Source organism: Methylobacterium sp. AMS5 (genome assembly GCF_001542815.1).
Taxonomy (GTDB): Bacteria; Pseudomonadota; Alphaproteobacteria; order Rhizobiales; family Beijerinckiaceae; genus Methylobacterium.
The window spans coordinates 1,892,958-1,912,022 of the sequence record NZ_CP006992.1 but is presented as its reverse complement, the minus strand read 5'-3'; the positions used below and the strand labels follow the sequence as shown (position 1 = coordinate 1,912,022).

The 19,065-nt window shown below is 69.2% G+C and carries 18 protein-coding genes and 1 other RNA gene; 10 read left to right on the top strand and 9 right to left on the bottom strand.

All coding sequences use genetic code 11. The features are described 5' to 3' along the window. Positions 1-7: 7 nt before the first annotated feature. Positions 8-913, top strand: a complete 906-nt coding sequence (locus Y590_RS08615; RefSeq protein ID WP_060769489.1) for an alpha/beta hydrolase — start codon at positions 8-10, stop codon at positions 911-913. Between the two features lie 11 nt (positions 914-924). Here the strand turns inward: Y590_RS08615 and Y590_RS25605 are convergent, their stop codons facing one another. Together Y590_RS25605 and Y590_RS08610 are read right to left on the bottom strand one after the other, a co-directional pair. Beyond that, on the bottom strand, positions 925-1,194 hold the full coding sequence (locus Y590_RS25605; protein ID WP_083530815.1) for a hypothetical protein: 270 nt from the start codon (positions 1,192-1,194) through the stop codon (positions 925-927). 113 nt (positions 1,195-1,307) lie between these two features. Then, positions 1,308-1,727 carry an acyl-CoA thioesterase gene (locus tag Y590_RS08610; RefSeq protein WP_060769488.1) on the bottom strand — a complete coding sequence of 140 codons (420 nt, stop codon included), beginning with the start codon at positions 1,725-1,727 and terminating at the stop codon, positions 1,308-1,310. Positions 1,728-1,970: 243 nt separating this feature from the next. Between Y590_RS08610 and Y590_RS08605 the strand changes: the two genes are divergently transcribed. Then, positions 1,971-2,639 (top strand): transglutaminase-like cysteine peptidase, encoded by a 669-nt coding sequence (locus Y590_RS08605; protein ID WP_060769487.1) that lies wholly within the window; start codon positions 1,971-1,973, stop codon positions 2,637-2,639. Between the two features lie 177 nt (positions 2,640-2,816). Next, positions 2,817-3,140, top strand: a complete 324-nt coding sequence (locus Y590_RS08600) for a hypothetical protein (protein WP_060769486.1) — start codon at positions 2,817-2,819, stop codon at positions 3,138-3,140. 23 nt (positions 3,141-3,163) lie between these two features. On the opposite strand, the gene Y590_RS08595 is transcribed toward Y590_RS08600, so the two are convergent. From Y590_RS08595 to Y590_RS08585, 3 genes are all read right to left on the bottom strand, one after another. Next, on the bottom strand, positions 3,164-4,528 hold the full coding sequence (locus Y590_RS08595) for an ATP-binding response regulator (protein WP_060769485.1): 1,365 nt from the start codon (positions 4,526-4,528) through the stop codon (positions 3,164-3,166). 10 nt (positions 4,529-4,538) lie between these two features. Continuing rightward, a complete protein-coding gene (locus Y590_RS08590; protein WP_060769484.1) occupies positions 4,539-5,735 on the bottom strand; it encodes an FIST N-terminal domain-containing protein in 1,197 nt (398 codons plus the stop codon). A 114-nt stretch (positions 5,736-5,849) separates the two neighbouring features. Beyond that, positions 5,850-7,388: a YifB family Mg chelatase-like AAA ATPase gene (locus tag Y590_RS08585; RefSeq protein ID WP_060769483.1), complete on the bottom strand. Its 1,539-nt coding sequence runs from the start codon at positions 7,386-7,388 to the stop codon at positions 5,850-5,852. A 149-nt stretch (positions 7,389-7,537) separates the two neighbouring features. On the opposite strand from Y590_RS08585, the gene Y590_RS08580 reads away from it, so the two are divergent. Next, positions 7,538-7,798 (top strand): PepSY domain-containing protein, encoded by a 261-nt coding sequence (locus Y590_RS08580; RefSeq protein WP_060769482.1) that lies wholly within the window; start codon positions 7,538-7,540, stop codon positions 7,796-7,798. A 34-nt stretch (positions 7,799-7,832) separates the two neighbouring features. Here the strand turns inward: Y590_RS08580 and Y590_RS08575 are convergent, their stop codons facing one another. Further along, on the bottom strand, positions 7,833-8,321 hold the full coding sequence (locus tag Y590_RS08575; RefSeq protein WP_060769481.1) for a DUF5991 domain-containing protein: 489 nt from the start codon (positions 8,319-8,321) through the stop codon (positions 7,833-7,835). 103 nt (positions 8,322-8,424) lie between these two features. Between Y590_RS08575 and ffs the strand changes: the two genes are divergently transcribed. From ffs to Y590_RS08560, 3 genes are all read left to right on the top strand, one after another. After that, positions 8,425-8,521: signal recognition particle sRNA small type (gene ffs / locus Y590_RS08570), an RNA gene on the top strand. A 54-nt stretch (positions 8,522-8,575) separates the two neighbouring features. After that, positions 8,576-10,444 carry a DNA polymerase III subunit gamma/tau gene (locus tag Y590_RS08565; RefSeq protein WP_060769480.1) on the top strand — a complete coding sequence of 623 codons (1,869 nt, stop codon included), beginning with the start codon at positions 8,576-8,578 and terminating at the stop codon, positions 10,442-10,444. A gap of 87 nt (positions 10,445-10,531) precedes the next feature. Beyond that, positions 10,532-10,855: a YbaB/EbfC family nucleoid-associated protein gene (locus tag Y590_RS08560; protein WP_012253408.1), complete on the top strand. Its 324-nt coding sequence runs from the start codon at positions 10,532-10,534 to the stop codon at positions 10,853-10,855. A 550-nt stretch (positions 10,856-11,405) separates the two neighbouring features. On the opposite strand, the gene Y590_RS08555 is transcribed toward Y590_RS08560, so the two are convergent. Beyond that, positions 11,406-13,820 (bottom strand): GumC family protein, encoded by a 2,415-nt coding sequence (locus Y590_RS08555; protein WP_060769479.1) that lies wholly within the window; start codon positions 13,818-13,820, stop codon positions 11,406-11,408. Positions 13,821-14,041: 221 nt separating this feature from the next. On the opposite strand from Y590_RS08555, the gene Y590_RS08550 reads away from it, so the two are divergent. The 3 genes from Y590_RS08550 (at position 14,042) to Y590_RS08540 (ending at position 17,828) form a co-directional block, all read left to right on the top strand. Further along, positions 14,042-14,620 carry a polysaccharide biosynthesis/export family protein gene (locus Y590_RS08550; RefSeq protein WP_060769478.1) on the top strand — a complete coding sequence of 193 codons (579 nt, stop codon included), beginning with the start codon at positions 14,042-14,044 and terminating at the stop codon, positions 14,618-14,620. A gap of 254 nt (positions 14,621-14,874) precedes the next feature. Next, positions 14,875-16,134, top strand: a complete 1,260-nt coding sequence (locus tag Y590_RS08545; protein ID WP_060769477.1) for a glycosyltransferase family 4 protein — start codon at positions 14,875-14,877, stop codon at positions 16,132-16,134. 131 nt (positions 16,135-16,265) lie between these two features. Further along, on the top strand, positions 16,266-17,828 hold the full coding sequence (locus Y590_RS08540; protein WP_060769476.1) for an undecaprenyl-phosphate glucose phosphotransferase: 1,563 nt from the start codon (positions 16,266-16,268) through the stop codon (positions 17,826-17,828). Between the two features lie 103 nt (positions 17,829-17,931). On the opposite strand, the gene Y590_RS08535 is transcribed toward Y590_RS08540, so the two are convergent. Both Y590_RS08535 and lanM read right to left on the bottom strand, forming a co-directional pair. After that, a complete protein-coding gene (locus Y590_RS08535) occupies positions 17,932-18,291 on the bottom strand; it encodes a hypothetical protein (protein ID WP_060769475.1) in 360 nt (119 codons plus the stop codon). Between the two features lie 201 nt (positions 18,292-18,492). Continuing rightward, complete coding sequence (lanM, locus tag Y590_RS08530) at positions 18,493-18,894, bottom strand: lanmodulin LanM (RefSeq protein WP_056111238.1); 402 nt, start codon at positions 18,892-18,894, stop codon at positions 18,493-18,495. Between the last annotated feature and the right edge of the window lie 171 nt (positions 18,895-19,065).

Genomic DNA, 19,065 nt, shown 5'->3' with positions numbered 1-19,065 from the left:
GGGTCACATGATCAAGGCATTCGTCTCTCTCGTCTCGCTGGTCTGCCTCGGGCTCACCGCCTTAGGGCTGAGCGGATGCTCGCCGCTGGCGCTGTTCGATGCGCTCGGGCCGCGCGACAAGGGCGGGCGCCTCGCGATCCGCGACGCGGCCTACGGCGCGGATCCGCGCCAGCGCCTCGACGTGTTCGTGCCGACCGTTCCCGTGGCGCGGGCGCCGGTGCTGGTGTTCTTCTACGGCGGCTCGTGGAACAGCGGCAGCAAGGACGACTACGCCTTCGCCGCGCAGGCCCTGGCCGCGCAGGGCTTCGTGACCGTGCTGCCGGATTACCGGCTCTACCCGAAAGTGCGCTTTCCCGACTTCCTGAAGGACGGGGCGGCGGCCATCGCCTGGGTGCGCGACAACATCGCCGCGCAGGGCGGCGATCCCAGTCGGATCGTGCTCGCGGGCCATTCGGCGGGCGCCTACAACGCGGCGATGCTGGGGCTCGACCCCGAATATCTGCGCCAGGCCGGCGTCGATCCGCGGGTCATCCGGGCGGTGGCCGGGCTGTCGGGCCCCTACGACTTCCTGCCCTTCGACCAGAAGACCTCGGTCGACGTGTTCGGGCAGGCACCCGACCCGGAGGCGACGCAGCCGGTCTCCTACGCCGGCGCCCACTCGCCGCCGACCTTCCTCGCCACCGGCGACAAGGATACCGTGGTGCGGCCCCGCAACACGGCGAGCCTCGCCGCGCGCCTGCGCGAGGCCCGCGTGCCGGTGCAGGAACGGGTCTACGAGGGCCTCGACCATGCCGACACGCTGCTGTCGCTCTCGGTCAGCTTCCGCCGCAAGGCGCCGGTGCTCGCCGAGATGAGCGCCTTCCTGCACCAGCATGCGGGCGCGCGCCGGCTCACTACGCTGACGATGCACTGATTTTCATGCGGTCAGCGAAACTGGTGCTTGAAATCCCAGCTTCGATGCGCCGCCTCTTCTCCGTTGATCAGAAATTGTATATCGGCACCGCGATTTTCGGGCCAGACGACAAGGTCGCGCTCGCCAGCAAAATCGATTTGGACAGGGTGATCGTCTTCGTTTGCGATCCAAATCAAGGTTAATTCATCGCCCGGCTCGAGCTCGAAACACTCTGGCAACGGCTCGACTGATACATAGATCGGGCCGTCTTTGCGGTTCACAATTTTCTTCGTCACAAGCATGATCAAAATCCCAAGACCGCTTGGCCATTCGCGGCGAATGGCCCTCAGGGCTTAGAGCTGACGCAGGCACTATAGAGCGCGTCCATGTCGCAGCGATCCGCCATTTGGAGACATCACCCCTCCCGCTCCTCCGGGATCGGCCGCGGCCGGCGGTCGGGCCCGATGGCGACGAAGGTGAAGAGGCCTTCCGTGACCTTCATGGTGGCCTCGCCCTCCCGCTCCCGGCGCCAGACCTCGACCTGGATGCGCATCGAGGTGCGGCCCGTCTGCACGATCCAGGCATAGAGGCTCACCTCGTCGCCGACGAAGACCGGGCGGTGGAAGGTCATCGCCTCCGCCGAGATCGTGGCGCAGCGCCCCCGTGCCCGGCGGGCGGCGACGTTGCCGGCGGCCATGTCCATCTGCGCCATCAGCCAGCCGCCGAAGATGTCGCCGGCCGGGTTCGTATCGGTGGGCATGGCCACGGTGCGGATCACCGCCGGCCCTCGGTCGGTGGGCTGCACGGACTCGGCGCAGGGCAGTTCGCTGGTCATCGGAAGGCTTTGCGAATCCTAGGATAAGCCTCAGCCTAACGGTGCCGTGGCGGCGCGGCCACCGCACCCGGTGACGGTGCTTCTGACTTGTTTCGCGCTGGCTCCCGCACCTCACCGCGGGCGTCCCGGCCCCGATCGATCAAATGCGACGGATCGCGTTAACCGATTTTTAACTCGGCGATTGCGGGAACCGGACGGCCGTGAGAGCTTCATTAACGGAAGCTTAACTGCTCGGTCAGGGCCATGCGTATCGCGTTCTCCAAGCTCTGTGTCGTCCGGCCCGCCCTCACGACCCGCCTGCTGGCGGGCCTCGCCCTGGCCGGGGCTCTTCTCATCGCCCCGGCCCCGCGCGCCGAGGCGCAATCGACCGCCGCGCTGCCCGCCATGAGCCTGTCGGCGGTCACCACCGGTCCCGCCCGGCCGATCGCCGCCTGGGCCGAATTCTGCGAGCGCTATCCGGGCGAATGCGCGGTCGATCGCACCGAGGCCGCCAGCATCACCCTGACCCCGGCGCTGTGGCAGACGATCAACGCGGTCAACCGCCGGATCAACCGGTCGGTGGAAGCGGTGACCGATGGGGACCATTGGCACGCCGCCGACCGCTGGGATCTCGCCGAGGACGGCCGGGGCGATTGCGAGGACTTCCAGCTCCTCAAGCGCCGCCTGCTGGTCGAGGCCGGCCTGCCGCGCCGGGCGATGCGGATGACCGTCGTCATCGACGAGAAGGGCGAGGGCCACGCGGTCCTCACGATCATCACCAACCGCGGCGACCTCGTGCTCGACAACAAGACCAACGCGGTGCTGCCCTGGCGCCAGACCGGCTACACCTTCGTCAAGCGCGAGAGCCAGGAGGCGGTGGGCTGGATGGCGCTCGGCCGCGACGCCTCGCCGCTCACGGCAGCCAACCGCTGAGGGGAACTTTCTCAGTAATTTTTCCCGGTCCCAAATCGGGACCGGGCCCGGATCTGGTGCGTTAGCAGGCTTTAACGGTTCGGCGGCCAAGGTTGATGAGAGGTTTCCGCGAGCGCGTGCCGCCCCGGAAAACCCTGTCACCGCCTCAGGTTCGCCGTCCCAGGGTCCGCTCGTCCCATGCGTCGCGTCCTTCTCGCCAGCCTCACGACCCTTGCCGTCCTCGCCGCCCTGCCCGCGCGGGCGGAGAGCCCGGAGGGTGTGCGCCACGCGGCGTGGCAGGCCTGTCTCGACGAGGCGTTCGCAGAGCAGATCCGCACCACCAGCCGCAGCTTCGCCGCCACCAAGGCGGTTTCCACCTGCCGGGACCGTGAGGAGGCCTATCTCGGCGTGCTCGCCGGATCGCCGCTCCTCGACGGAGAGGACGTCACCCGCATCCGCCCCGCCCTCGTCGCCCGCGCGCGCGACCGGCTGATGGGTGAGCGGCGTTTCAGCGCCCTCTGAACCCCTTCCGGTGTCCCGCCCCTTCACGCCAGCATGTAGGCGAGCAGCGAGCGCAGTTGCGCCGGCTTGATCGGCTTGTGGACGAGTTCGGCCCCCGTGGCCTGGGCGCGGGCGGCGATGTCGGCCCCGTGGTCGGCGGTGGTGAGGATCACCGGCGTCACCCAGCCCCGGTTGCGCCGCAGGTAATCCACCACGTCGAGACCGCAGGCGCCGTTGTCGAGGTGGTAGTCGATCACCATCACGTCCGGCCGCGCCAGACCGGCACCGAGGGCGGCCACGACGCCCGCGAGATCGCGAAACACCTGCACCTCGGCATCCCAGTTGCGCAGGAGCCGCTGCAGCGCCTCCGCCGTCGAGGCGTCGTTCTCGATCGCGAGCACCCGCGCGCCCGTCAGCGCCGTCGCCAGCGGTGCCAGGGTCACGCGCGGGTCCGGACGCTGGGTGGCGACCGACAGGGTGAGGCTCAGCCGCGTGCCGTGGCCGGTGCGGGAATGCAGTTCGATGGCATGCCCCAGCGTCGAGGCCATCCGCTGCACGATCGACAGGCCGAGCCCGAGGCCGATCCCGCCATCGTCGCACTCGCGCGCGCCGCGAAAGAACTCCTCGAAGACCAGCGCCCGCTCGGCCTCGGGAATGCCGCAGCCGGTATCGACCACGTCGATCCGGCAGAGCTTGTCCCGCCGCCGCGCGGCAATCAGCACGCCGCCGCTCTCGGTGTAGCGGATCGCGTTCGAGACGAGGTTCTGGAGGATGCGCTGGAGCAGGATCCCGTCGGTCTCCACCACGATGTCGGCGCAGCGGGTGACGAGGCGCAGCTCCTTGCGCTCGGCGAAGGGCTGGAAGCTGGCCTCGATCCCGGCCACGAGGTCGGCAAGCCGCACCGGCTTGACCACGGGGCGCACGATGCCGGCATCGAGCTTCGAGATATCGATGAGCGCCTTGATCAGGTCTTCGATCGTCTCCAGGCCGCGCTCGACCTGCCGGGCGATCCCCTGCGCTTCCGGCCCCGGCGCGAGGTCGGTCAGCGCGGAGAGCGAGAGGCGGGCGGCGTTCAGCGGCTGGAGCAGATCGTGGCTGGCCGCGGCCAGGAAGCGCGTCTTCGAGCGGTTGGCGGTCTCGGCCTCTTCCTTGGCGGCCTGCATCGCCGCGTTCGAGCGCTCCAGGCTGTTCATCAGCGCGGTCAGCTCTTCGGTGCGGGCGCGGACACGGCCCTCCAGCATGATCGCGGTCTGGAACAGCGAGTAGGCGCCGCCCTGCTGATCCATGGTGCGCTCGACATGGGCCATCAGCGCCGCGTTGATGCGCTCGAGCTTGGCCACACGATGCGTCAGGGCCTCGATGGTCTGCGGTTCGGCGGGCGGTTCCATCCAGAGGCCTGGGCGATTCATCGGGCCGTCGTCACGTCGCGATCTTCGCGCCGCGGCGGTCCGGAGACTCGGCCCGGCCGATGGCGATGCCCGTAAAAGTCTGGTTCAGGTGCATCGAGCGGTACTGCTCGCCGTAGGTTTCGAAGCCGACCACGCCGTAGCGACGGTACAGGTCGGCGATGCGGTGGCGCGCCTGCCGGCTCTCGGCATCGAGCCGGCGAAACACGCAATCGAAACCGATCACGAGGTCGAGCCCGCCGAGCGAGGCGTCGAGGCTTTCGAGTTCGGCCCGCGTCGCCTCGACGATGTCGCGGGGCTGCGCCAGTGTCAGAACCACGCCCTCGCCGATGGCGCAGAAGAAGGTCATCGAGCCGTCCGGCTCCACCCGGCTGATCGAGCGGCAGTAATACTCCCCGCCGATCTTCACCGCGAGCGGGTAGGCGGCAAAGCTCATCGTCGAGAGGTTTTCCGGGTCGAGCCCCACCGCCATGGCGTATTCGCGTGCCGCGGGCTCGGCGTTGAGTTCGGTGACGCGCCGCTCGTCCTCGCGGGCGGCGGTGACCACGAACTTGCGGCTCGTCGGCTCGAAATTGTCGCTCTTGAAGATCCGGATCGGGAAATCGGTCTCGACCAGAAGGATCACCGCCGCCTCGCGGCAGACTTGGCCCTCGTGGATCAGCACGGTGCTGCGGAAGGCGAGATCGTCACCGGCCGAGCCGCCGATCAGCGGGATGCCGTCGAGCGCCCAGGCCACCGCCGAGACCACCGTCTCCTCCGCATTGGCGAGCGAATCGATCAGTGACAGGGCGAAACGGTGGCCGCTGCCGCCCTCCGGCCGCACCCCGTCGAGGGTCCGGCGCAGGCCGCGCACGGTCGAGGCCGCGCCCTCGACATCGAGCCGGGCAATGTCGGTGAGCAGACCCGAGACGATGCGGAAGCCCTGGCGCGGGAAGGCGATGGCGACGAGGCCGCGGTCGATCGAGCCCGCCGGGCTGATCCCGCCGGAGGTGGAACAGCCGGTGAGCCCGATGCCAGGAAACTGCGCCGCGAGCGCGGCGGTGAGGGTTTCCGCCTCATAGGCCGGCGAGAAGAAGACGATCAGATGGCCGACCGCCGACCGATCGATGGCCCCCGCCACGGCCGCGACCGCGTCCAAAGCCTCGCCCGCATCCGTCCAGGCCGTCTGGATTCCGCACAGATGCCGTTGCATCTGCGTGCCGTGCGCCACCGCCTCGCTCCCTCGCACAGGGTCTGTTCCGGCAGGCCGGCCGTCCCTGACATATTGTGCACGACTATGTGCGCCGCGAAGGGGCGTGGCAATGGGCGGACGGGCGCTGGCGGGTCACGCGGCGGCCGCCGGCCGCTCGCCCCGTGCCCGGTAGGACAAAGCCTCGGCCAGATGCAGCCGCCGCACCTGCGCCTCGCCGTCGAGGTCGGCCAGTGTCCGTGCGACCCGCAGCGTGCGGTGGAAGCCGCGGGCGGACAGCCGCATGGTCTCGGCCGCGTGGCGGATCAGCGCCGCACCCTCGGCATCGGGCGCGGCCGCCGTCTCGATGGCGGTGGCCGGGCAGGTCGCGTTGGTGGTGGCGGCGGGCAGGCCGAGGGCGGCGTAGCGCGCGCTCTGGAGGGCGCGGGCGGCGGCGACCCGCGCCGCGGCCTCGGCCGAGCCTTCCGCGGGCGGCGGCAGGATCAGGTCGGCCGCGGTCACTGCCGCGACCTCGATCCGCAGGTCGATCCGGTCGAGCAGAGGCCCGGAGATGCGGGCGCCGTACTGCGCGAGGCAGCGCTCGTTCGGCCCCCGGCGACAGGCATAGCCGGGCTCCAGCGCCATGCCGCAGCGGCACGGGTTCATCGCCGCCACGAGCTGGAACCGCGCCGGGTAAGTCGTCCGGTGGTTGGCGCGGGCGATCATGATCTCGCCCGTCTCCATCGGCTGGCGCAGGGAGTCGAGCACCTGGGGCGTGAACTCGGGCAGCTCGTCGAGGAACAGCACGCCGCCATGGGCGAGCGAGGCCTCGCCGGGCCGCGCGTTGAGCCCGCCGCCGACCAGCGCCGCCATGGAGGCGGAATGGTGCGGCTGGCGGAACGGACGCCGGTTCGAGAGGGCTCCGCCCTTCAGCTCGCCCGCGACCGACTGGATCATCGAGACTTCGAGCAGTTCGCGCGGGCCCAAGGGCGGCAGGATCGAGGGAAGGCGCGCGGCGAGCATCGATTTGCCGGCGCCCGGTGGCCCGTTCATCAGCAGGTTGTGGCCGCCGGCCGCCGCGATCTCCAGGGCGCGCTTGGCGCCCTCCTGGCCCTTGATGTCGCGCAGATCCGGCATCGGCCCGGCGGGGGCCGCCACCGCGGGCTGCGGCCGGGCCATCACTTGGCTGCCCTTGAAGTGGTTGGCGAGCTGGATCAGCGAGCGCGGCGCCAGCACGTCCATGTCGCCGGCGGCCCACGCCGCCTCGGGCCCGGTCGCGGCCGGGCAGATCAGGCCGAGGCCGCGCCCGTTGGCCGCCATCGCCGCGGGCAGCACGCCGGCCACCGCCGTGATCGAGCCGTCGAGCGCGAGTTCGCCGAGCACGCAATAGCCGCCGAGCGCGTCCGCGGGCAGCGCGCCGATGGCGCCCATCACCGCGAGCGCAATCGGCAAATCGTAATGCGAGCCCTCCTTCGGCAGGTCGGCCGGGGCGAGGTTGACCGTGATGCGCTTGGCCGGGAGCGCCAGCCCCGAGGCGATCAGCGCCGAGCGCACCCGCTCGCGCGATTCCGCCACCGCCTTGTCGGGCAGGCCGACGATGGTGAAGGCGACGGCGCCGGCTGCGATCTGCACCTGCACGTCGACGGCACGCGCCTCGATCCCCTCGAAGGCGACGGTGGCGACGCGCGTGACCATGGTGCTGCGGCAAGCTCCGAACCCGGAGGTTGCAACCTAAGCAGCACTACGCGCGCTGGCAATCACGAGCGGGGCCTTATGAAGACCGGCAGGAACAACCGGGACGATCAGCGGTTCGCCCGGCGTCTCTCTCAGTATTGGAGCGTCTCATGTCCTTCCGCCCCCTCGCCGCCTTCGCCATCGGCTTCGCTCTCCTCAGCGGTCCGGTGCTCGCCGACGAGAAGCTGCCGCCCGACCAGCAGGCCAAGGTCGAGGACGTCCTGAAGAAGGAGGGATTCACCAAGTGGAAGGAGATCGAACTCGACGACGGCATGATCGAGGTGGACGACGCCATCGACGCCAACGGCAAGCAGTTCGACCTCAAGCTCGATCCGAAGACCCTGGAGATCGTGAAGCGCAAGGCGGAGTAAGGCATCCGCTCCCGGAGGGGTCGCCCCTCCGGGACTACCGCAGTTTCTCGAAGTAGGCGCCGCTCTCGGCCACGCCCTGCCCGTCCGGCTTCAGTCCCTGCCAGCGCGTGACCAACGCCCGCCCCTTGGCGAGGGTGAAGAGGGGCTGGCCCGGCTTGTAGACCGCCACCCCGTACGTATTGACCGTTTTGCCATCGCCGTAGCGATCGAACGTCACCGCGAGATCCCGCCCCTCCTGGCGGGTCCGGCAGCGGAGCGTCTCGTCCGATTGGAAGCCCCGTATGGTCAGAACGCATCCGTCGCTGACATCGGGCGCCAGCAGCACGAGGTCGTAATTCACAACGACGCCCGTACCGCCGGCTGTGCGGCCGGCCGCGTGCTCGTAGCGGTAATGGCCCTGCCAACCTTTGAGCGCCCCCTCCTGTGCCGGCGCTCGGGCTCGATCCTGCGCGCCGGCGGGTACGGATAGGCCCGCAAGCAGCGCCAGGACGGCGAAGCGTGCCGGAATCGTGGTCGTCCGCATGGCCTCTCCCTGTATCGGCCCTTCGCTTACCCGAAGCATGGCCGCGCTGTCGGAGGGGGGCAACCCGCTTGCATCCCGCCGCGCGGGCCGTCATATACGGCGCGGGAGGTTGGCGAGGGACGTTTCACTCGCCAACCGGGTCAGGTCCGGAAGGAAGCAGCCCTAACGAGACCGAGCGGGTCTTCGTCCAGCCTCCCACCCTCGCCGCCCGTGGGCCGGGCGGCCAGCCTTCCCCAAAAAGTCCGAACGGCGGCATGGACGAGACGCACGGCACGTTCCCCGACGAGCCGGGCCTGCCCGGCATGCCCGCCCCCGCGCCGGCCGCGGCCCCCTATCGCGTCCTGGCGCGAAAATATCGCCCCCAGACCTTCGATGACCTGATCGGCCAGGGCGCCATGGTGCGCACGCTGGGAAATGCGTTCGCGGCCAACCGCATCCCGCAGGCCTGGATGCTCACGGGCGTGCGCGGCGTCGGCAAGACGACCACCGCCCGCATCCTCGCCCGCGGCCTCAACTACCTGCGCACCGGCCAGCCGGATACCGGCCCCACCGTGTCGATGCCGGAACTCGGCCAGCACTGCCAGGCGATCATGGAATCCCGGCACATGGACGTGCTGGAGATGGATGCCGCCTCGCATACCGGCATCGACGATGTGCGCGGCATCATCGACGGCATCCGCTACTCGCCGGTCTCGGCCCGCTACAAGGTCTACATCGTCGACGAGGTCCACATGCTCTCGGAGAAGGCGTTCAACGCCTTCCTGAAGACGCTGGAGGAGCCGCCGCCCCACGCCAAGTTCGTGTTCGCGACCACCGAGATCCGCAAGGTTCCGGTGACGATCCTGTCGCGCTGCCAGCGCTTCGATCTGCGCCGGGTCGAGGCCGACGTGCTCTCCGCCCACCTGAAGAAGATCTGCGCAGCGGAAGGGGTGGAGGCCGAGGACGAGGCGCTCGCCGCCGTCACCCGCGCCGCCGAGGGCTCGGTGCGCGACGCGCTCTCGCTGCTCGATCAGGCCATCGCCCACGGGGCGGGCGCGGTCTCGGCTGCGGGCGTGCGCGACATGCTGGGCCTCGCCGACCGCTCGCGCATCGTCGATCTGTTCGAGGCCGTGATGCGCGGCGACGTGCCGGCCGCCTTCGCCGAGATCCGCGCGCAGTACGACGCGGGTGCCGACCCGGCGGTCGTGCTCTCGGATCTCGCCAGCTTCACCCATCTCGTCACCCGCCTCAAGCTGGTGCCGGGGGCGGAGGCCGACCCGACCTTGAGCGAGGCGGAGCGCGTGCGCGGCGTGGCGTTCGCCGGGCGCCTGCCGGTGCGGGCACTGTCGCGGGCGTGGCAGATCCTGCTCAAAGCGTTGCCCGAGGTGCAGGCCGCCCCCCGCCCGCTCGCCGCCGCCGAGATGGCGATCGTACGGCTTGCCTATGCTGCCGACCTGCCGACGCCCGACGAGGCCCTGCGCCAGCTTCGCGCCGACATCGCCTCGTCCGAGGGCAACGGCGCCGCTCGCCCGAGCCTGGGGCGCGACGGCGGCTCCGCCATGGCCTCGCACGGCTCGGCCGCGTTGCAGATGGCGCCGCCCGCCCCGCAACCCTCGCCCCGGCCGACCCTGGCCGCGGTTCCCTCCCCCGTCACGGCCGCTGCGCCCCAACCCGCATCGCGCCCGGCTCCGGTGGCCCCTGCCGGTCCGCGGCTCGGGCGCTTCGAGGACGTGGTCGCCCAGGCCGAGGCGGCCCGCGACATCGCCCTCAAGGTGGCGCTGGAGCGCGACGTGCATCTGGTGCGCTTCGAGGAGGGGCGGATCGAGTTCCGCCTCGCGCCCGGCGGCCGGCAGAGCCTCCCGACCGATCTCGCCCGCGCCCTCGATGCCTGGACCGGACGGCGCTGGCTGGTGGCCCTCTCCAAGGAGCCCGGCGCGCCGACGATCGCGGAACACTCGCGGGCGGCCGAGGAAACCCGCCACCAGAACGCCGCCGCCCACCCGCTGGTGCGGGAAGTTCTGTCGCGCTTCCCCGGCGCGCAGATCGTCGATGTGCGGGACAAATCGCCGGAGACCGCCGACGCCGCGGCGGACGGCGCCGGGCCGGCGGCCCCTCCGCCCGAAGAGACGGACGACGACGCCTGAGGCTCACCCCTCACCCTGGCAAGCCGGGGCCCCTGCGCCTAAGTGCGGGGATCTGACCCTTTCTCGACCGGAACCGGAGAACCCACCATGCGCGACCTCATGGGCATCATGAAGCAGGCCCAGGCCATGCAGGAAAAGATGGCCTCGGTTCAGTCCGAACTCGAAGCGGTCGAGGTGTCGGGCGCCTCCGGCGGCGGCGCCGTGACCGTGCGGATGACGGCCAAGGGTCAGGTGCTCGGCGTTTCGATCGATCCGAGCCTGATGGTCGCCGACGAACGGGAAATCTTGGAAGATCTGATCGTCGCCGCCTGCAACGACGCCCGCGGCAAGGCCGAGGCGACGGCCCAGGAGAAGATGGCGGAGCTGACGAAAGGCCTGCCGCTGCCGCCCGGCATGAAGCTGCCGTTTTAGGGTTGATTCGACAGGATCGGCGGCGGGCTGTTCGGTCCGCCGGCAAGGTCCCGGCAGAGTGGGTGCGGCGTCCTGCCGCATGCTGTCGCGAGGGCGAGATCGATCGCCCTCACGCGACGCTCTCCCGTCGAATCAAAGCGACAAATCAGGGACTTGGCCTGATCCGGCCATAGCATCTCGGGCGTGCGGCCAAGGCCGCCATCTGAACGTTCGCCGAACGAGGCGGCACAACTCTAAATTTTGTTAAAGAACCGATTTCACCAAACAGGCAAGGTGGATGGGCCGGGTCGAACGCGGCCCCCCTTAGCGAGGCTCGGCGGTTCCGCCGGTTCCTCCGATCTGGACCGGCGGAACCACCGCCCTGATTCGGGGAGATACCGTGCCAATCCTGCTCTCGGCTCATCTGGTCGCCGCGTGCGTTGCTCTCGCCGCCCTTGTGGGCACCAACCTCTGGGCCCTGCGCGTCGCCGCCGCGATGACCGCGACGGAAGAAGAGCGTGGGACGGGTTGCTGAGCCGGCGTCTCGCCCCGTCGGAGGTCAGCCGGCGTGTCAGGCCGAAAGCCGCAGAGGCGTCCCGTCCAGGGTCGGAGTAAGGTCCGCGTCCTCGCCGTGGCGGGCAACCACCACCCGGCCGACGCCGGTTTCCTTGGCGAGGCGATAGAGCGAGACCAGAGCCGGGTCGTCGGACGCCGCATCCGAGGCGATCACGATCGAATCCATGCAGGGTCCGACCGCGGGAATGAGCTCGGCGCCGTCCTCGGCATTGCGCGCATCGAGCCGGCAGAGCACCCAATCGTAACTCTGCGACAGGGCGTTGAGCCCGATGGCGAGACCTTGCGGCTCCTCCACCAGCACGTCGAGAGGCGCCGCGCCGCGCTTCACCGCGTGGAGACGCGAGCCCCGCACCGGTTGGATCACGTCGAGGAAGTCGGCCGCACCGGCCACCAGATCGGTCAGTCCCGGCTCGGACGGCCCGGAGACCGCGCCATTCACATCGACCAGCAACGTCTGGCGGCGCGGGCCGAGCACCCGGGCGAGATTGGAGGCGAGACCGGGCGTGCCGTCGGCGCGCGGGGTTTCGACCACGAGCACACAGCCCCCCTTGGACGGCCCGGTCAACGGCCCCGTCAACGGTCCCTTGCCGTGCGACTTGCCCGCTCCGTTCTCCAACCGGGCGATCAGCCCATCGAGATCGGCATAGGAGGCGGAGGATTTCGCGGGGACGCCGAACCCGTCCCTGTCCGCTTTCGCCCCATCCGCTTGCGTGGCCGCCTCGGCTCCGATCGGCGCCGTGCTGGCGAAGACCGGGTGATGCACCGTCGCCGTCGCCCTTAGGGAATTGGCGAAGGCGAGGGCCGGGGCGAACCGCTCTGTCGCAGAGGCCGGATAGGCGCCGCCATAGACCGGCTCGTAGGCAGGACGGCGCGACGGGGGCGGCTCCGGCTCGGGATAGAAGTCGCGCGGGCGATCGGTTCGGGCGCTTTGAACGAAGGGCTCTCCCTCATCCCCGTTGCGGTCTCCGCCCGGCCCGGACGGCGTGACGAGGAGATGGCGGCCGATGACCCCTGCGCTCGCGAGCAGGAAGGCCAGCATCGTGGCGAAGGCGACGATCGGCAGCTTCTTCGGGAACGAGGGCAGATCGGGCACGATCGCACGGGACACCACGCGGGCATTGGCCGGGCTGGCATTCTCGGCGTCACGCGCGGCGGCCTCGCGGTAGCGGGCGAGATAGGATTCGAGCTGTTCGCGCTGGGACTTCGCCTCGCGCTCCAGGGCACGCAGTTCCACCTCGCTGGTGTTGCCCTTGGCGACCACATCCTGCTGGCCCTCGACCGCCGCGCGCAGGCTCTCGACCCGAGCGCCCGCGATCTTGGCGTCGTTCTCGAGGGTGCGCACCACCCGCTCGGCAGCGGCCTTGATCTGACTCTCGAGATCCTGGACCTGGGCCGTCAACTCCTTGATGCGCGGGTGGGCCGGCAGCAGTGTGCGCGATTCGAGGGCGAGCTGCGCACGCATCGCCATGCGGCTCTCGACGGTGCGCCGAATCAGCTCGTTGTTGGCGACATCGGGGATCTCGAAGGCACGGCCCTCCTTGATCATGTCCTTGAGGAGCTTGGCCCGGGCGGTCAGGTCCGCCTGGATCGTGCGCGCCTGCGAGAGCTGGCTCGACAGTTCGGAGAGCTGCTGGGACGAGAGCGGCTGAGCCGCTGCACTGCTCCCCGTGCCGATCAGGCCGTGCTTGGCGCGGAACGCCTCGACCTTCGCCTCGGCTTCGGCCACGCGGGCGCGCAGGTTCGCGATGTTGTTGCCGAGCCAAGTCGAGGCGTAACGGGCGGTATCGACGGAGGCCGCCTCCAGCGAGGCGAGGTAGAGGTCCGCCACCGTGTTGGCGCCGCGCGCGGCGAGTTCGGGGTCGCGCGATCGGAACTCGACGGCGAGGATGCGCGACTTGCCGACCGGATAGACCAGCAGGTGGTCGAGGTAGCTTTCGAGAATCCGATCCTCGGACGGACGATCCATCGGCGCCGAGACGAGCCCGAGCATCATCAGCGTGCGCCGGATCGCCGAGCTGCCCTCGGCCTCCGGATCGAATTCGGGGTTTCCGACCAGCTTCAGGCTGCGAATCGCTTGGCGGGCGATGTCGCGCGACATCGCCACCTGCACCTGACTCGCGACGGCCTGCTCGTCGATCGGCTGGGTCTGGTCCGTCCGCTCGGCGGCGGTGCGGGCGAAAGCAGGATCGCGGCTTTCCAACAGAACCTTGGCTTCGCCGGTGTAGCGCGGGGTCACGACCTGCACGAAGACGCCCGCACCGAGCGCGGCCACGAGCGTCGGCACCGCGATCCAGGCCCAAGAGCGGCGCAGGACGCCTCCAATCTGCGCCACCGCCAATCCATCGCCGGGCCCACCGGGCCCACCGGTGGACGGAAGAGACGGATCGGTCGACAGCCTGAGGCGCGGCATGGGCAGTCTTTACGAAGGCAGGACGCGGATCGGGGCGATCGATCCGTCTCGGGCCAGTAAAGGTCGTTAAGGTTGACTTCCCGTTAAGAGCCGCGACCGGGCGTCGTCGGCATTCGAGACGAGGCGTCGAACCCGAGAGGTGATTCCGGTCGGTCGCGCGGCCGGATCAGCATTCGTTAACCATGCGCCGTTAAGTAACGCCGAGGTTCTTCACAACGGCGATGGCGATGCAGCGGCGCGCATTTCTCCTGGCCCTTCCGTCCGTCCTGGCGCTCGGCGGCTGCCTGCGCCCGGATTTCCGGACCGTCGATCTCGATGCGACCGGCACCGGGTCCATTGGCACGCGCTACGCCCTGGCGGCGGGCGACAAGCTTCGAGTCATCGTGTTCGGGCAGGATAACCTGTCCAACATCTACGCGGTCGATGGCGGCGGACGGATCGCGATGCCGCTGATCGGCGTGGTTCAGGTGGGCGGGCAGACGACCGCGCAAGCTGCCCGGCTGATCGAAGCCAAGCTCGCCGCCGGATATGTGCGCGAGCCGCACGTGACGGTCGAGGTCGATGCCTACCGGCCCTTCTACATCCTCGGTGAGGTGACGACCTCGGGACAGTACCCTTACGTCAACGGCATGACCGTCGAGACGGCGGTGGCGATTGCCGCGGGCTTCGGCCCACGGGCGGCACGCGACTACGCGGTGCTGACCCGCGAGGGCCAGGGTGGGCTCATCAACGGCATCGTCCCGATGTCCTACCCGGTGCGGCCGGGCGACACGATCGTCGTCAAGGAGCGGTTTTTCTGAGTGTCTCTCACAAAACGCCCGCCGCGCTGTCATCGCCAGAGCGAGAACGGTCAGAACCGGGAGTTTCGTGAGGCACTCTTAAGCCGGCTCATCGCAGCATTCACCAACGCCTAACCGCGATCCACGAAAGCCGGGCGGCAGAGGCCTCCGCGTGCCCTTTGCGCTTGCTCTTTAACCGGGTGCTGACCGCCCCATGACGATCTTCCGCCGGATCGGGCCCCGCATCGGGGCCGTCCGCGCGGAGACCGACTGCCGTGGCCTCTCCCTTCGCCACTTCTCTGACCGCCGCCCTGACGCCCCAGGGGCCGACGGTTCACCCGGTCGCGGACCTGTCGTCCCGCGTGGGCACCGGTGAACGGCACCGCATCCTCCACGTGTTTCGGGCCCCGGTCGGCGGCCTGTTTCGCCACGTTATCGATCTCACCCGCCTCCAGGCGGAGGCCGGGCACGCCGTCGGCCTCGTCTGCGATGCCTCGACCGGCGGCGAGCGGGCCGAACGGACCCTGGCGGAGCTGTCCCCCTACCTCGCGCTGGGCGTCACGCGCGTTCCGATGCGCCGGAACCCGCATGCGAGCGACCTTCAAGTCATGCGCGCAGTGCGGGCGCAGGCGCTCGCCGTCGGCGCGGACGTGCTGCACGGGCACGGCGCGAAGGGCGGCGTGTTCGCCCGCCTCGCCCCGCTCGGCGCGGCCGGGCGCGGGGTGATCCGCGCCTATACCCCGCATGGCGGCAGCTACAATTACCGTCCGGGCACGGCCCTCCACCGGGTCTACATGGCCGCCGAGCAAGTGATGGCGCGGGCGACTGACCTGTTCCTGTTCGAGAGCGAGTACGTCGCCTCGCGGCATGCCGCTTTCGCGGGAGGCTCGCCGCGCCTTGAGCGTATCGTCCACAACGGCATCGCGGAAGCCGAGTTTGCCCCGGTGGAGACGGCGGATGACCCGTTCGATCTCGTCTATGTCGGTGAACTGCGTGAGGCCAAGGGATTGCCGGTGCTGTTGCGGGCACTCGCGCGGCTGAGGGGCCAGGGCCGCGACCTCCGGCTTCTGATGGTAGGCTCCGGCCCTGATACCGAGAGCATCGCCGCGATGGCCGAAAATCTCGGTCTTCGCCATGCCATCGCGTTCGAGCCGCCTCAGGCAATCCGGCCCGTGCTCGGACGCGGCCGGGTCATGGTCGTGCCCTCACTCGCGGAATCCTTGCCCTACGTCGTGCTGGAGGCTGCGGCGGCCGGACAGCCCCTCGTGGCGACCAATGTCGGCGGGATCCCGGAGATCTTCGGGGCCTTCTCCTCCGATCTGGTTCCGCCCGGCGATTGCGAGGCTTTGAGCACCGCCATCCTCCGTATCCTCGATGAGGAGCCATCGCGCCGGCAGGGCCGCACCCGAGCGCTCAGCAACTCGCTGCGCACCCGCTTTTCCATGAACCGCATGGCGACCGACGTGTTGTGCGGCTACGCCGCCGCCTTCAGCGCCAAACGCATGCGGACCGTGTCTGTCCCCGCGGCGGCTTGAAAGCGGACGGCGATACGCTCGATGTCCCCGTTTCCCACAGCCCAGCTCGCCCGCACATTAGGCTTTTGTGAAGGTCGTTCCGGCACACTCGACGGCCGGAGAGGCTCGATGTTTTCACGTGGAACATTCCGATGAGCGCCATCGACGTTCGGGATCTGCTCAAGGTCGCGCGGGAGAACGGCTCACTGACATCCGTGCCGGCGCCGCTCGCGCTCTACAGCGACGAGAATCCTGACTCCGCACCGTCCGTATCCGCATCGATTCCTGCCCCACCCCCGCCGAAAGCGACTTGGCTGTCGCCGGTCGTGCTGGCCGGTTGCGTGCGGCTCGCTGAATTCTGCGGTTTGATCCTGCTTGGCTTGGCTCTGCATCAGGCCTTGCTGCGCGGCGTCGTGCCGCTCGCCCCGCGCTACCTCGCCGCCATTTTGGCGGTGACCATAGCGGCGCTCGGACTTTTCCAGGCTTCGGGCAGTTACCGGATCGGCGCCTTCCGCGATCTGCCGAGAACGGCCGTGAAGCTCGCCACCGGCTGGTCCATCGCGTTCCTGATGGTGGCCGCGGCCATGGTGCTCGGCAAGGTGGCCGACCATTATTCCCGGATCTGGCTGCTCAGCTACTACATGGCCGGCCTCGGAGTGCTGCTCGGCGGACGCGCAGCGCTTTCGGCCTTCGTGAACCTGCAGATGGCCAAGGGGCGTTTCGACCGTCGGACCGCAATCGTCGGCGGCGGACCAGCGGCCGCGGAACTGATTCATGCCCTGGAAGCGAGCGGCGACAATGGGATCCGCATCATCGGGATCTTCGATGACCGGGGCGATGATCGATCCAGCACGGACGTCGCCGGCCACCCCAAGCTCGGCAATGTCAGCGACCTCGTCACCTACGCCCGCCACGCGCCCGTCGATCTCGTGGTGTTCACCCTGCCGATCTCCGCCGAGACGCGCATCCTGCAGATGCTCGCCAAGCTCTCGGTTCTTCCGGTCGACATCCGCCTCTCGGCCCACGCGACCAAGCTGCGCCTGCGCCCGCGCGCCTATTCCTATCTCGGCGGCGTGCCGCTGCTCGACGTGTTCGATAAGCCGCTGGCCGATTGGGACGTCATTCTGAAGGGCGCGTTCGACCGCCTCGTCGGCCTGCTGCTGCTGCTGGCCCTCTCACCGGCGATGATCGCCGTGGCGCTCGCAGTGAAGCTCACCTCGCCGGGGCCGATCCTGTTCCGGCAGAAGCGCTACGGCTTCAACAACGAACTGATCGAGATCTTCAAGTTCCGCTCGATGTATGTCGATCTTTGCGATGCGGGCGCATCGCAACTCGTTACCAAGACGGATGCCCGGGTGACGCCCGTGGGCCGCTTCATCCGCAAGACGTCGCTGGACGAGCTGCCGCAGCTCTTCAACGTGATCCGCGGCGATCTCTCGCTGGTCGGGCCGCGCCCGCATGCGGTCCAGGCCAAAGCGGCGAACACCCTCTACGATCAGGTGGTGGACGGCTACTTCGCCCGTCACAAGGTCAAACCCGGCATCACCGGCTGGGCGCAGATCAATGGCTGGCGCGGTGAGACCGACACCAGTGAGAAGCTCCAGCGCCGGGTCGAGCACGACCTGCACTACATCGAGAATTGGTCGATCCTGTTCGACCTCAAGATCCTGCTCACCACGCCGCTGGCGCTCTTTAAGACCGACAACGCGTATTGAGGATCCTTGAGACCACGAACGGGACGGGGCCCAGGACCGCCAGAGCGCAGTCCTGGGCCTCTTCATGTTTCGAGAAATGATCCGACGTCGCCGTCGCGCCGGATCAGGGCAGTGCGCCGGCCTTCTCCTTCACCTTGGTCATCGTGTCCTGGCAGGCCGTCTCCTGGCCGGCTTTGTCCTGTTCCTTCGCCTTGGCGAGCAGGGTACGCGCTTCTTCCACGCCCGCTTTCGTCGGCTTGGTCGAGGGGTCGGATGGGGCGCCGGCCGGCGGCTTGTCGAGGGCCTTGGGTGAGTTCGAGGAGGTGACGCCGCCCGGCGGCTCCTTGCCCGTCACCTGCTCCGCCCCGGCACTGTTGAGCCGGCGCTCCACCGTGGAGATGTCGTCCTTGCAGTTGACGGCCAGGGCGGGGCCGGCAGTGACGAAGACGGCGAGGGCAACGGGCAGAGTCAGGGCAATGCGCATGGGGTGGGGGCTCCTCCGAATCAGTTTGTGACGAGCCGGTCCCGTGACCGTCCGCCTCGGCCGGAACAGTCCTCGAAGGCCCCTCCGTGTTCCGCTCTGCGACGCTTCGCCCAACGCCGAAGAACCGCTGACGGACATAGAAAAGGGGTGCGGATCTCGCGATCCGCACCCCTGTTCGTCCCGGACGAAGTGTCGGGAAATTTAACGGATCAGGTTGACCAGGGCCGAGCCGGCCGGGCTTGCCAGTTCCTTGGCGTCGATGGTGCCGTCGTTGTCCGGGTTGGCGGCCTTGAACTGCGCCTCGACGGCGGCGAGGTATTCCTTCTTGTCGAGGGTGCCGTCGTTGTCCGGGTCGAGCTTCTTGAGGTCGGCTTCGCTGACGCGGCCCTTCAGCTCCTTGGCATCGAGCGTGCCGTCCTTATCCGGATCGAGCTTGTCGAAGGCAGCGGAGCCGGCGGCCAGGGCCTCCTTGAGATCGATCGTGCCGTCCTTGTCCGGATCGAAGGCGGCGATATCGACCTTCGTGGTCGTCGTCGGGGCGGCGTAGGCCGGAGCGGCGACGAGCGCGGCGAGAAGAACGGCAGAGGAGAGGCGGAACGCCATCGGGGGCAAACTCCTGATCGAAGAGGCCCGGCAAAACCGGGCAAACGGCAAAATCGCGGAGACGCTCGCGACCACCATGCCTCGGGCAAACATGCCACGGGACAAGCGGCCGTTCGGCCTCGCTTCGATTGCGTAACTTGCCCGGGAGACATTGGCAATAGGCAGGATGAA